Annotated in this window: 13 protein-coding genes; 12 read left to right on the forward strand and 1 reads right to left on the reverse strand. The window is 71.4% G+C overall.

Annotation, left to right across the window (positions count from 1 at the left end):
* Positions 1-65: 65 nt before the first annotated feature.
* The gene (locus ABD256_RS10485; RefSeq protein ID WP_344416151.1) at positions 66-677 is read right to left on the reverse strand and encodes a DUF4240 domain-containing protein; all 612 of its coding nucleotides are present in this window, start codon (positions 675-677) and stop codon (positions 66-68) included.
* Between the two features lie 137 nt (positions 678-814).
* On the opposite strand from ABD256_RS10485, the gene ABD256_RS10490 reads away from it, so the two are divergent.
* From ABD256_RS10490 to tyrS, 12 genes are all read left to right on the forward strand, one after another.
* Complete coding sequence (locus ABD256_RS10490) at positions 815-1300, forward strand: helix-turn-helix domain containing protein (protein WP_344416153.1); 486 nt, start codon at positions 815-817, stop codon at positions 1298-1300.
* A gap of 156 nt (positions 1301-1456) precedes the next feature.
* Positions 1457-2485 carry an N-acetyl-gamma-glutamyl-phosphate reductase gene (gene argC / locus ABD256_RS10495; protein WP_344416155.1) on the forward strand — a complete coding sequence of 343 codons (1029 nt, stop codon included), beginning with the start codon at positions 1457-1459 and terminating at the stop codon, positions 2483-2485.
* Positions 2482-3666 (forward strand): bifunctional glutamate N-acetyltransferase/amino-acid acetyltransferase ArgJ, encoded by a 1185-nt coding sequence (argJ, locus tag ABD256_RS10500; RefSeq protein ID WP_344416157.1) that lies wholly within the window; start codon positions 2482-2484, stop codon positions 3664-3666. The genes argC and argJ overlap by 4 nt, the downstream gene beginning before the upstream one ends.
* A complete protein-coding gene (gene argB / locus ABD256_RS10505; protein WP_344416159.1) occupies positions 3663-4583 on the forward strand; it encodes an acetylglutamate kinase in 921 nt (306 codons plus the stop codon). The genes argJ and argB overlap by 4 nt, the downstream gene beginning before the upstream one ends.
* Entirely contained in the window at positions 4580-5779 is a 1200-nt protein-coding gene (locus ABD256_RS10510; RefSeq protein ID WP_344416162.1) for an acetylornithine transaminase, read from the forward strand. Before argB ends, ABD256_RS10510 begins: the two co-directional genes overlap by 4 nt.
* Positions 5779-6705: an ornithine carbamoyltransferase gene (gene argF, locus ABD256_RS10515; RefSeq protein ID WP_344416164.1), complete on the forward strand. Its 927-nt coding sequence runs from the start codon at positions 5779-5781 to the stop codon at positions 6703-6705. The genes ABD256_RS10510 and argF overlap by 1 nt, the downstream gene beginning before the upstream one ends.
* Positions 6702-7223: an arginine repressor gene (locus ABD256_RS10520; protein ID WP_344416166.1), complete on the forward strand. Its 522-nt coding sequence runs from the start codon at positions 6702-6704 to the stop codon at positions 7221-7223. Before argF ends, ABD256_RS10520 begins: the two co-directional genes overlap by 4 nt.
* Complete coding sequence (locus ABD256_RS10525) at positions 7216-8418, forward strand: argininosuccinate synthase (protein ID WP_344416168.1); 1203 nt, start codon at positions 7216-7218, stop codon at positions 8416-8418. Before ABD256_RS10520 ends, ABD256_RS10525 begins: the two co-directional genes overlap by 8 nt.
* A 60-nt stretch (positions 8419-8478) precedes the next feature.
* Positions 8479-9897 (forward strand): argininosuccinate lyase, encoded by a 1419-nt coding sequence (gene argH / locus ABD256_RS10530; protein WP_344416170.1) that lies wholly within the window; start codon positions 8479-8481, stop codon positions 9895-9897.
* A 25-nt stretch (positions 9898-9922) separates the two neighbouring features.
* A complete protein-coding gene (locus tag ABD256_RS10535) occupies positions 9923-10546 on the forward strand; it encodes a VOC family protein (protein WP_344416172.1) in 624 nt (207 codons plus the stop codon).
* Positions 10546-11175 (forward strand): DNA-3-methyladenine glycosylase, encoded by a 630-nt coding sequence (locus ABD256_RS10540; RefSeq protein WP_344416174.1) that lies wholly within the window; start codon positions 10546-10548, stop codon positions 11173-11175. The genes ABD256_RS10535 and ABD256_RS10540 overlap by 1 nt, the downstream gene beginning before the upstream one ends.
* Before the next feature lie 50 nt (positions 11176-11225).
* Positions 11226-12500, forward strand: coding sequence for a tyrosine--tRNA ligase (tyrS, locus tag ABD256_RS10545; RefSeq protein ID WP_344416176.1), 1275 nt, complete (start codon positions 11226-11228; stop codon positions 12498-12500).
* Positions 12501-12927: the final 427 nt, after the last annotated feature.

The following is a 12927-nucleotide window of genomic DNA, read 5'->3' on the forward strand; positions in this document are numbered from 1 at the left end:
CGGTGCCCCGGTCTCGTCGAGGCCGGGGCACCGGTCTGTCCGGCGCCGGTCCGCTGGCAGCCGGGTCACCGTCGCGCCTGCCACGCGAAGGGGCGCTCGTGGAACAGCGCGCCGCCGGGCCCGCCGGGCAGATGACGGGCGGTGAGCCGGGGGAAACGCCGCCGCAGCAACGGGAAGTCCGCTTCGGTGAGATGGCCCCAAGGCCGGTCCGGCGGGTCGATGCCGCCGATCGCCGCGGCCAGGTTGCGGGTGTCCGCCGGATCGAGCACCCGGTGCACGACGGTGGTCACCGCGCCGGCGCCCGCGATCTCCGCGTCGTCGACGTCCCACCGGGCCAGTACGTCCGGTGCGGCCAGCGCGCGCCGGTACTGGCGCCCGCCGCGCAGGAGCAGCCAGGACACCGCGTCCCGGAACTGCCAGCGGTCGATCCCGCCGAGTGCGATCCCGAACGCGGTCCAGAGGTCCCACCGGTACGCGCGCCGGTGCACCGCGGCGAGCGCGCGGTGGAACGCGAGCACCTCGCGGACCTCGCGGTCTTCCAGCAGCCGTTCGAGCCTGCGCACCCGCAGCGCGCTCTCCGGCGTGCCGAGTTGCCGGTTCAGATCGGCCACGCTGCCACGACGGGCGCTTCCGCGGCGGGCGATGCCGATCGCCCGCCAGAAATCCCGCTCTGCCATACCGTCCCCCTCGTACCGCCGTCACCACGTCACGGACTCCGGAGAACGGTAGGCGCGGGCACCGACAATTCCGGAGCGCAGCGCCCCGGACGCGGTGGGTGAGCGAAACTGTCGGTGCGGCGCACTAGCTTGCCGTCATGAACATCATCGAAGAGCACCGGACCGAGGTCCGGACGGGAAACATCACCTATTCCATCCAGCTGACCACCACGCCTGCCGGGGAGCCGGGAACACCGGCGCGCACCTCCATCAAGGTGCGCGGTGTCGGCGAGCGGGGTGAGCCGGTCGCCGACGGCGGGTTCGAGACGGACACCGCCGAGGTGACCACGGTCGCCGCGCTGCTGTCGGAGACCCTGCTCGCGCACGGCGGGATGGCGGGCGGTCGCCGAAGAGCCCGGCCGTCCGCCGAATCGCGGGGGCGCCCGTGGACCGCGGAGCTCGACGCCGATCTCGAACGCCGCTGGCTGGCCGGCGAGGGCATCGCCGAAATCGCCGCGGAGCTGGGGCGCACCCCGGGCGGGATCAGGGCGCGCCTGCCCAGGGTCGGCTGTGACCCCGAGCGCGCCGGCGAGTACCTGCCGCGCCCGCCGAGCAAGCGGCAGGAGGAGGCCGAGCCCTGGTGAGCACCGGCTCCGGGGCCGGGCGGGCCGCCTGAGCCACGGCAGCCGCACACCGGTGACCGGCCGCGCCGCACGGCGTGCCGGCCACCGGTGTGATCCTCGGTGACCTCGCGGATACCCCGATTGCTTAGGTTTGCATGGTCATGCATAATTATTCGCATGACGGTGAAGATCGCGATCGCGGGTGCGAGCGGGTACGCGGGCGGTGAGCTCCTGCGCCTGCTGCTCGGTCATCCCGAGGTGGAGATCGGCGCGCTGACGGCGGCCAGCAGCGCGGGCACGCCGCTCGGCGCCCACCAGCCGCACCTCGCCCCGCTGGCGGACCGCGTGCTGGCGGAGACGACGCCGGAAACGCTCGGCGGGCACGAGGTCGTGTTCCTCGCGCTGCCGCACGGGCACTCGGGGGAGATCGCCGCGCGGCTCGGGCCGGAGGTGCTGGTGATCGACCTCGGCGCGGATCACCGCCTCGCCGACGCAGCCGACTGGCAGCGCTGGTACGGCGGCGACCACGCGGGGCAGTGGCCGTACGGGCTGCCCGAGCTCCCCGGTGCGCGCCAGAAGCTGGCCGGGTCCAAGCGGGTCGCCGTGCCGGGCTGCTTCCCGACCGGCGGATCGCTCGCGCTGGCCCCGGCACTGGGCGCGGGACTGGTCGCGCCCGAGGTCACCGTCGTCGCGGTCACCGGCACCTCCGGTGCGGGGCGCGGCCTCAAGACGAACCTGCTCGGCTCGGAGGTGATGGGCTCGGCGCGCGCGTACGGCGTCGCCGGCGCGCACCGGCACACCCCGGAGTTCGCGCAGAACCTCGGCGCGGTCGCCGAAACGCCGGTCACCGTGTCGTTCACGCCGGTCCTCGCGCCGATGCCACGCGGGATCCTGACCACCGCGAGCGCCCCGCTGAAGTCCAGTGTGGACGGTGCCGCGATCAGGACGGCCTACGAGAACGCCTATGACGCCGAGCCGTTCGTGCAGTTACTTCCCGAGGGGAGCTGGCCCGCCACCGCGGCCACCCTCGGCTCCAACAACGTCCAGCTCCAGGTGGCGGTCGACGCGGACGCGGGACGGCTCGTCGCCGTCGCCGCGATCGACAACCTGACGAAGGGCACCGCGGGTGGCGCGGTGCAGTCCATGAACCTCGCGCTCGGCCTCCCCGAGGAGACCGGGCTCTCGACCGTGGGAGTAGCGCCATGACCGTGCCCGTGCGGCGCGACGCCGGTGTCACCGTGCCCGCCGGGTTCCGCGCCGCGGGCGTCGCGGCCGGGATCAAGGCATCCGGTGCGCTCGACCTCGCGCTGGTGGTCAACGACGGCCCGCGCGACGCGGCGGCGGGGGTGTTCACCCGCAACGTGGTGAAGGCCGCGCCGGTGCTGTGGTCGCGTGAGGTCCTCAAGCAGCACAGGCTCCGCGCCGTCGTGCTGAACTCCGGCGGTGCCAACGCGGCCACCGGGCCCGGTGGCTTCCAGGACACGCACGCCACCGCGGAGAAGGTCGCGGAAGTGCTGGGGTCCGGCGCGATCGAGGTCGCGGTGTGCTCCACCGGGCTGATCGGCGAGCGGCTCCCGATGCCGGCCGTCCTGTCCGGTGTGGACAGTGCGTCCGGTGCGCTGGCGGACTCGGCGGGAGCCGGCCTCGACGCGGCCACCGCGGTGATGACGACAGACTCCGTGCCGAAGCAGGCCGCCGCCGGGCATCCGGACGGCTGGCGCGTCGGCGGGTTCGCGAAGGGCGCTGGCATGCTCGCGCCCAACCTGGCCACGATGCTGTCGGTGCTGACCACCGACGCCGAGGCCGAGCCGGAGGTGCTCGACAGGGCGCTGCGCGCGGCCACCGCCGTCACCTTCGACCGCCTCGACGTCGACGGCGGCACCTCCACGAACGACACCGTGCTCGTGCTCGCTTCCGGGGCGAGCGGGATCCGCCCCGGCGAGGCGGCGCTCACCGAATGGCTCACCGCCGTCGCGCTGGACCTGGTGCTGCAGCTGCGCGCCGACTCCGAGGGCGCGACCAAGGACGTCGACATCGTGGTCACCGGTGCCGAGAGCGACGGCGACGCGATCGCCGTCGGGCGCACGGTCGCCGAGGACAACCTGGTCAAGACCGCGCTGTTCGGCTCGGACCCGAACTGGGGCCGGATCGCGATGGCACTGGGCAGGGCCGCCGCGCGGATCGACCCGGACCTGGTGTCCATCGCGATCAACGGGGTCACCCTGTTCGCCAACGGCACCACGGCCGCGGACCGGTCCGCGGCGGACCTGTCCGGGCGGGCCGTCGAGATCGTGATCGACCTCGGCTTGGGAGAGGCCGGGGCGACCGTCTACACGACGGACCTGTCACACGGCTACGTCGAAGAGAACAGCGCGTACTCGTCGTGACGCCGCCCGAGTCGCTGATCAGCGCCGACCGCAGGCTCGCCACCGCGGCCGAGAAGGCGGAGGTGCTCGTCGAGGCGCTGCCGTGGCTGCAGCGCTTCACCGGTGCCACCGTGGTGGTCAAGTACGGCGGCAACGCGATGGTCGACGACGACCTGAAGCGGGCCTTCGCGCAGGACATGGTGTTCCTGCGGCTGGCCGGACTGCACCCGGTGGTGGTGCACGGCGGGGGCCCGCAGATCACCGCGATGCTCGACCGGCTCGGCCTCGTCGGCGAGTTCAAGGGCGGCCTGCGGGTGACCACGCCGGAAACCATGGACATCGTGCGGATGGTGCTGGTGGGCCAGGTCAGCCGAGAGCTGGTCGGGCTGGTCAACGCGCACGGCCCGTACGCGGTCGGCATCTCCGGTGAGGACGCGCGGCTGTTCACCGCCGAGCGCAAACAGGCCACTGTGGACGGTGCGCTGGTGGACATCGGGCTGGTCGGCGAGGTGGCCGCGGTCAACCCGGACGCGGTGCTCGACATCGTGAACGCGGGCCGGATCCCGGTGGTCTCCACCGTCGCCCCCGACGCGGACGGCGTGGTGCACAACGTGAACGCGGACACGGCGGCAGGCGCGCTCGCCGCGGCGCTGGACGCCGAGAAACTGGTCGTGCTGACCGATGTCGAAGGGCTCTACGCGAACTGGCCGGACCGCTCCTCGCTGATCAACCAGATCCAGGTGGACCGGCTCGAGCAGCTGCTGCCGGGGCTGGCCAGCGGAATGATCCCGAAGATGGAGGCGTGCGTGCGCGCGGTCAGGGGCGGCGTCCGACGCGCGCACGTGATCGACGGCAGGCTGGCGCACTCGGTGCTGCTGGAAGTGTTCACCTCACAGGGGATCGGCACCATGGTGCTGCCGGAGAAGGGGATGGCGTGAGCGAGTTCAGTTCCAATGTGGACGGTCAGGAGCGCTGGCGGTCCGCGCTGATGGACAACTACGGCACCCCGGGACTGACGCTGGTCCGCGGCGAGGGCGCGCACGTGTGGGACGCCGACGGCACCCGCTACCTCGACCTGGTCGGCGGGATCGCGGTGAACGCGCTCGGCCACGCCCATCCCGACGTGGTGCGCGCGGTTTCGGAGCAGATCGCGGGTCTCGGCCACACGTCCAACCTCTACGTCAACCCGGTCACCGTCGAACTGGCCGAGGCGCTGCTCGACGTCACCGGGTTCGCCGGAAACGGCAAGGTCCTCTTCGTCAACTCGGGCGCGGAGGCGAACGAGGCCGCGTTCAAGATCAGCAGGCTCACCGGCCGCACGAAGATCGTCGCCTGCGAAGGCGCCTTCCACGGCCGCACGATGGGCGCGCTGTCGCTGACCGGCCAGCCGGGCAAGAAGACCCCGTTCGAACCGCTCGTGCCGGGTGTCACGCACGTGCCGTTCGGCGACGTCGACGCCCTGCACGCCGCGGTCGACGGCGAGACGGCGGCCGTGGTGCTGGAACCCGTGCTCGGGGAAGGCGGCGTCGTACCCGCACCGGACGGGTACCTGCACGCGGCACGCGAGATCACCAAGCAGACGGGCGCGCTGCTCGTGCTGGACGAGGTGCAGACCGGGATCGGCCGCACCGGCGCCTGGTTCGCCTACCAGCGCGCCGGGGTCGAGCCGGACGTGATCACGCTGGCGAAGGGCCTCGGCGGCGGGCTGCCGCTCGGTGCCGTGATCGGCGTCGGCGAGGCGGCGGACCTGCTCGAGCCCGGCCAGCACGGCACCACCTTCGGCGGCAACCCGGTGTGCTGCGCGGCGGGGCTCGCGGTGCTGAGGGCGATCCGCCGCGACGGCCTCATCGAGCACGTCGCCGCGCTCGGCAAGGACATCACCGCCGGTGTCGAGGAACTGGACCACCCGCTCGTCGCCGGGGTGCGCGGCGCGGGCCTGCTGCTGGGCATCGCGTTGCGCGAGAACGTGTCGGCGCGGGTCGCGAAGGCCGCGCAGGAAGCGGGGTTCCTGGTGAACCCGGTCGCGCCGGACACCGTCCGGCTGGCACCACCACTGATCCTCAGCGCCGGGGAGGCGGGGGAGTTCCTCGCCGCACTGCCCGCCGCGCTCGACTCCACCGCGAAGGACGCCTGATGCCCCGCCACTTCCTCCGGGACGACGACCTGACGCCCGACGAGCAGCTCGCCGTGCTCGACCTCGCCGACGAGTTGAAGGCCGACCCGTTCAAATCCCAGGCGCTGAAAGGGAAATCGGTCGCGGCGATCTTCGAGAAGAACTCCACCCGCACCCGGTTGTCCTTCGACGTCGGCATCTCGCAGCTCGGCGGCCACTCCGTGATCGTGGACGGCCGCGCCATGCAGCTCGGCCGCGAAGAGACCATCGAGGACACCTCCCGGGTGCTCTCGCGGTACGTGCACGCCGTGGTGTGGCGGACCTTCGCGCAGGCGCGGATGGACGCGATGGCGTCGGTGTCCGAGATCCCGGTGATCAACGCGCTGACCGACGAGTTCCACCCGTGCCAGGCGCTCACCGACCTCCAGACCATCCGCGAGCGCAAGGGGAAGCTCGCCGGGCTGACCCTGACCTACCTCGGCGACGGCGCGAACAACATGGCGCATTCGCTGCTGCTCGCGGGCACCACGGCCGGGATGCACGTCAGGGTGGTGTCGCCGGAGGGCTTCCAGCCGGACCAGGAGGTCATGCTGGACGCCAAGAAGCGCGCCTCGGACACCGGCGGCAGCACCACCGTCCTGGTCGACCCGCACGAGGCGGTGGACGGGACCGACGTGCTGGTCACCGACACCTGGACCTCGATGGGCCAGGAGAACGACGGCAAGGACAGGGTGGGGCCGTTCCGCGCGCTGCAGGTGAACGCGGCACTGCTGGAGCGCGCCGCGCCGGGTGCGATCGTGCTGCACTGCCTGCCGGCGCACCGCGGCTGGGAGATCACCGACGAAGTGCTCGACGGGCCCGCCAGCGCGGTGTGGGACGAGGCGGAGAACCGCCTGCACGCGCAGAAGGCCCTGCTCGTCTGGCTGATGGAGGCCGCGCGACGATGATCAGCAGGGCCGCCCGCAAGGCCAGGATCGCCGAACTGGTGTCGACGATGGCCATCCGAAGCCAGACGGAGCTGATGAACCTCCTGGCCGAAGACGGTATCGACGTGCACCAGGCGACTCTTTCGAGGGATCTGGACGAGCTGGGCGCGGTGAAGTTGCGGGGCGCGGATTCCGGTGCTCCGGTGTACGTGATCCCGGAGGACGGGAGCCCGGTGCGCGGTGTCCAGGGTGGCACCACACGACTGTCGAAGCTGCTCGCGGAGCTGCTCGTCTCGGTCGACGCGTCGGGGAACCTCACGGTGCTGCGCACGCCGCCCGGTGCGGCGCAGTTCCTGGCCAGCGCCATCGACAAGGCGGCGCTGGCCGAGGTCGTCGGCTCGATCGCCGGCGACGACACGATCGCGGTGATCGCCAGGGAGCCGCTGTCGGGAATGGACCTGGCACAGCGGTTCGCCGCACTGGCGCAGCGAGCGTCTACTTTGGACCTGAACGGTAGTGAGGAGAACAACGGTGACTGAGCGGATCGTGCTTGCCTATTCGGGCGGGCTGGACACCTCCGTGGGGATCGGCTGGATCGCGGAGGAGACCGGCGCCGAGGTGGTGGCCGTGGCCGTCGACCTCGGCCAGGGCGGCGAAGACCTGGAGACCATCCGGAAGCGCGCGCTCGACTGCGGCGCGGTGGAGGCCGTCGTCGCGGACGCCCGCGCGGAGTTCGCGGACCAGTACTGCCTGCCCGCGATGCAGGCGAACGCGCTCTACATGGACCGCTACCCGCTGGTTTCGGCGCTGTCGCGGCCGGTGATCGTCAAGCACCTCGCCGAGGCGGCCAAGTACCACGGCGCCTCCACCGTCGCGCACGGCTGCACCGGCAAGGGCAACGACCAGGTGCGGTTCGAGGTCGGCATCGGCGCGCTCGCACCCGATCTCAAGGTGATCGCCCCGGTGCGGGACTTCGCGTGGACGCGGGAGAAGGCGATCCAGTACGCCGAGGAGCGCAACCTGCCGATCGACGTGACGAAGAAGTCGCCGTTCTCGATCGACCAGAACGTGTGGGGCCGCGCGGTCGAGACCGGGTTCCTCGAGGACCTGTGGAACGCGCCGACCAAGGACGTCTACTCCTACACCGAGGACGCCACGGTCAACTTCCAGGCGCCGGACGAGGTGGTCATCACCTTCGACAAGGGCGTCCCGGTCGCGATCGACGGCGAGACCGTCACCGTGCTGGAGGCGATCCAGCAGCTCAACCGCAGGGCGGGCGCGCAGGGTGTCGGCAGGCTCGACATGGTCGAGGACCGGCTCGTCGGGATCAAGAGCCGCGAGATCTACGAGGCGCCGGGCGCGATCGCGCTGATCACCGCGCACCAGGAGCTGGAGAACGTCACGGTGGAGCGCGATCTCGCGCGCTTCAAGCGGACGGTGGACCAGCGGTGGGGCGAGCTGGTGTACGACGGCCTGTGGTTCTCGCCGCTGAAGGACGCGCTGGACACGTTCATCCAGAAGTCGCAGGAGCACGTGACCGGGGAGATCCGGATGGTGCTGCACGGCGGCACCGCGGTGGTCAACGGGCGGCGCAGCGAGGAGTCGCTGTACGACTTCAACCTGGCGACCTACGACGAGGGCGACACCTTCGACCAGTCGCTGGCCAAGGGTTTCGTGCAGCTCTGGGGCCTGCCCAGCAAGATCGCCGCCAAGCGGGACCTCGGAAAGAACTGACGACGCGGGTGCGCGTGGCACACGGCCGCGCGCACCCCCACAACGAGCAAAGGGAAGATCGTGAGCGGGAAAGAGCAGCCGGTGCAGCTGTGGGGCGGCCGGTTCGCCAGCGGACCGGCGCAGGCCATGGCGGCGCTGAGCGCGTCGACCCATTTCGACTGGCGCCTCGCGCCGTACGACATCGCCGGATCGCGGGCGCACGCCCGTGTGCTGCGCAAGGCCGGGCTGCTCACCGACGACGAGCTGACCGGGATGCTCGCCGCGCTCGACACGCTCGCCGGGGACGTCGCCTCGGGCGCGTTCACCCCGACGATCGCCGACGAGGACGTGCACACCGCGCTGGAACGCGGCCTGCTGGAGCGCGCGGGCACCGAACTCGGCGGCAAGCTGCGGGCAGGCCGTTCGCGCAACGACCAGGTCGCCACGCTGTTCCGGATGTGGCTGCGCGATGCGGCGCGCCGCATCGTCGACGGCACGCTCGACGTGGTCGATTCCCTTGTCTCCCAAGCGAAACGGCATCCCGAGGCCATCCTGCCCGGCCGCACGCACCTACAGCACGCGCAGCCGGTGCTGCTCGCGCACCACCTCCTCGCGCACGGACAGGCGCTGCTGCGGGACGTCGGCAGGCTGCGGGACTGGGACGCGCGCACCGCGGAGTCCCCGTACGGGTCCGGCGCGCTCGCCGGGTCTTCGCTCGGCCTCGACCCCGAGGCGGTCGCGGCCGAACTCGGCTTCGAAACCAGCGTGGAGAACTCGATCGACGGCACCGCGTCCCGCGACTTCGTCGCCGAGTTCGCGTTCGCGGTCGCGATGCTGGGCGTGAACCTGTCCCGGATCGCCGAAGAGGTGATCATCTGGAACACCGCCGAATTCGGCTACGTCACGCTCGACGACGCGTGGGCGACCGGCAGCTCGATCATGCCGCAGAAGAAGAATCCCGACGTCGCGGAGCTGACCAGGGGCAAGTCGGGGCGGCTGGTCGGTAACCTCACCGGGCTGCTGGCGACGCTGAAGGCGCAGCCGCTGGCCTACAACCGGGACCTGCAGGAGGACAAGGAGCCGGTGTTCGACTCCGTCGAGCAGCTCGAACTCCTGTTCCCCGCGATCGCGGGCATGATCGGCACGCTGACCTTCCACACCGAGCGCCTCGCCGAACTGGCCCCCGCCGGGTTCACCCTCGCCACCGACATCGCGGAATGGCTGGTGCGCCAAGGGGTTCCGTTCCGCGTCGCACACGAGGCGGCGGGCGAGAGCGTGCGCGTCGCCGAGGCGCGCGGCGCCGGGCTGGACGAGCTGACCGACGAGGAGTTCGAGAAGATCAACCCCGCGCTGACACCCGAGGTGCGGACGGTGCTCACCGTCGAAGGCTCGGTCCGGTCGCGCGACGCCAAGGGCGGCACCGCGCCGGTCCGGGTCGCCGAGCAGCGGGAGCGGCTGGTCGCCAAGGTGGCCGCCCACCGGGAGTGGGTCGAGGCCTGACGCGTTCGTCGGGTAGACAGGGACGGTGGGCATCGAACTCGACCACCTGGTCTACGCGACCCCCGATCTCGACGCGACGGTCGCCGAACTGCGGGCGGGCGGCGTGCCGCTGTCGCCGGGCGGGCCGCACGTCGGCGTGGGCACCCGGAACTTCCTCGGTGGCCTCGGCGAAGGGGCCTACCTCGAAGTGGTCGGACCGGATCCGGACCAGGACGATCCCCGTGCGCCGAGACCCTTCGGAATCGACGCGCTCACCGGCCCGCGCCTGGTCACCTGGGCCGCGCGGACCACGGACCTCGATCGTGCGATCGCCGACGCCGCCGAGGCCGGTCACGACGCTGGTGCCGCGGGGGAGATGTCCCGCGAACGACCCGACGGTGTGCTGCTGCGCTGGCGGCTCGCGTTCCCGCCGGACAACGCGGGCGGCGTGCTGCCGTTCCTGATCGACTGGGGTGCCTCGGCGCACCCGTCCGAGACCGCCGCCACGGGTGCCGTGCTCGGGTCGTTCGCGCTGGCACATCCGGATCCGCGCCGGATCGCCACGGTCCTGCGCGCGCTCGGCGCCGATGTTCCGGTCGAGCAGGGCGCCCCTGGTGTGACGGCCGTGCTCGGCCTTCCCGGTGGCGGCCGTCTGGAGCTGGGGGAGTGATGGCGGACCGGTTGTTCACCAGTGACGAACTGGCACTCGACCCGCTCGACCTGGCGACGGTCCTGCTCGGCTCGGTGCTGGAGTGCGACGGCCCGGACGGCACGGTCGCCGCGAAGCTCACCGAGGTCGAGGCATACCGGGGCGAGGACGACCCCGCCTCGCACTGCTACCGGGGCAGGACGCCGCGGAACCAGGTGATGTGGGGGCCCGCGGGTCACCTGTACGTGTACTTCGTCTACGGCATGCACTTCTGCGCCAACGTCGTCGGGCGCGAGGACGGTGAGCCGGGCGCGGTGCTGGTCCGCGCCGCCGAGATCGTCGACGGTGTCGAGCTGGCGCGCCGTCGTCGCAAGGCGGCGCGCCGTGACGAGCAGCTCGCGCAGGGGCCCGCGCGGCTGACCTCCGCGCTCGGCATCGGCCCGCAGCACAACGGCGTCGACCTGACCAGCGCCGCGTCGCCGGTCCGGCTGCGGCACGCCGAGCCCGCGGCGGTGATCCGGACCGGGCCGAGGGTGGGCGTCGCGGCCGCGATGGACCTGCCGTGGCGGTTCTGGGCCGACGGCGCGCCTTCGGTGTCGGCCTACCGGCGGGGCGGGAAGGTGCGCGCGCGTCCGCCGAAGGTGTCCTGACCGGCAAACCCGTTGGCGTCGCGATTTCGGTCTGGGCGAAGATGGTCCGCGTGAGCGAGCACATCCTGGACGAACTGACCTGGCGCGGCCTGATCGCGCATTCCACCGACGTCGGCGCACTCCGGCGCGAACTCGACCAAGGCCCTGTGACGCTCTATTGCGGATTCGACCCGACGGCGCCCAGCCTGCACGCCGGGAACCTGGTGCCGCTGCTGATGCTCAAGCGGTTCCAGCGAGCGGGGCACCGGCCGATCGTGCTGGCCGGCGGCGCGACGGGGATGATCGGCGACCCGCGCGACACCGGTGAGCGGACGCTGAACACGCTCGACGTCGTCGGCGAGTGGGCGGGCCGGATCCGCGGCCAGCTGGAGCGGTTCGTCGAGTTCGACGACTCGCCGACCGGTGCGCTCGTGGTGAACAACCTGGACTGGACCGGGCCGCAGTCGGTGCTGGAGTTCCTGCGCGACATCGGCAAGTACTTCCCGGTCAACACGATGCTGAACCGGGAGACGGTGAAGCGCAGGCTCGACACCGACGGCATGTCCTACACCGAGTTCAGTTACCTGTTGCTGCAGTCGCAGGACTACCTGCACCTCTACCGGGAGCACGGCTGCCGGCTGCAGATCGGCGGGTCGGACCAGTGGGGCAACCTGGTCGGCGGGGTGGACCTGATCCGCAGGGTCGAGGGCGGGGCAGCGCACGCGCTGACCGCGCCGCTGGTCACCGACGCCGACGGCCGGAAGTTCGGCAAGTCCACCGGCGGCGGCAACGTGTGGCTCGACCCGGAGCTGACCTCGCCGTACGCGTGGTTCCAGTACTTCGTGAACGTCGGGGACGCCGATGTGGTCCGGTACCTGCGGATGTTCAGCTTCCTGCCGTCCGAGGAGATCGACGCGCTCGCCGAGGACACCGAGCAGCGCCCCCATCTCCGTGCCGCGCAGCGCAGGCTGGCCGAGGAGTTCACCACCCTCGTCCACGGCGAGGAGCAGACCAGGCAGGTGATCGCGGCGAGCCAGGCGCTGTTCGGCCGTGGCGAGCTCGCGGAACTGGATCCGGCGACCCTCGACGCGGCGATGGCGGAGGTGCCGACCGGCGAGGTGGCGCTGGCGGCCGAGCCCACGATCGTCGACCTGCTGCTGTCCGCCGGGCTGGTGGACAGCAAGGGGGCGGCCCGCCGTGCGGTGAAGGAGGGCGGCGCGTACGTGAACAACCAGAAGATCGCCGACGAGGACTGGCGCCCCGGTCGCGACGACGCGTTGCACGGCGCGTGGCTCGTCGTCCGGAAGGGCAAGCGGAACACCGCCGGCGTGCGCCTGCTCGCCTGACCGGCCCCGAAACGGGGGGTGACCTGCGGTTTCGACCTTTAGGGACCCCCCTGTTTCAGGCCTGTTTCCGGCCGTGTAATGTTCTCTTCGTCGCCAGGGAGACCGGGCCGACGGGGAGAGCGAGAAGCCCCGGCGGAGCGGGTTACCGGGCGGAGAGCACGAACCAAGCTCCTGCATCGAACGTTGAGATGCGGTAGAGTGGGTGATCTCAACAACGTGGATGGCTAGCTACCCCCACTGGATCGTCTCGATCCGACGTCGGGTAGAGTCTCTCCTCGGAGTTACGAACAAAAAGAACTGCCTGGAACAATTCAGTATCGTACAAGATACCGTGTTGCTTGAGAACTCAACAGTGTGCTAGTGAACTAAGCCAGTAGAGCTTATGTATTAGAACCTCGTATGAGGTTCCTTTGAGATACTGTTCTTA

Source organism: Amycolatopsis minnesotensis (assembly GCF_039529815.1).
Lineage (GTDB): Bacteria > Actinomycetota > Actinomycetes > Mycobacteriales > Pseudonocardiaceae > Amycolatopsis > Amycolatopsis minnesotensis.

Bases quoted from the DNA above. Each gene is read 5' to 3' on its own strand.
- ABD256_RS10485 (WP_344416151.1), bottom strand. From the start codon at position 677: ATGGCAGAGCGGGATTTCTGGCGGGCGATCGGCATCGCCCGCCGCGGA.
- ABD256_RS10490 (WP_344416153.1), top strand. From the start codon at position 815: ATGAACATCATCGAAGAGCACCGGACCGAGGTCCGGACGGGAAACATC.
- argC (WP_344416155.1), top strand. From the start codon at position 1,457: ATGACGGTGAAGATCGCGATCGCGGGTGCGAGCGGGTACGCGGGCGGT.
- argJ (WP_344416157.1), top strand. From the start codon at position 2,482: ATGACCGTGCCCGTGCGGCGCGACGCCGGTGTCACCGTGCCCGCCGGG.
- argF (WP_344416164.1), top strand. From the start codon at position 5,779: ATGCCCCGCCACTTCCTCCGGGACGACGACCTGACGCCCGACGAGCAG.
- ABD256_RS10520 (WP_344416166.1), top strand. From the start codon at position 6,702: ATGATCAGCAGGGCCGCCCGCAAGGCCAGGATCGCCGAACTGGTGTCG.
- ABD256_RS10540 (WP_344416174.1), top strand. From the start codon at position 10,546: ATGGCGGACCGGTTGTTCACCAGTGACGAACTGGCACTCGACCCGCTC.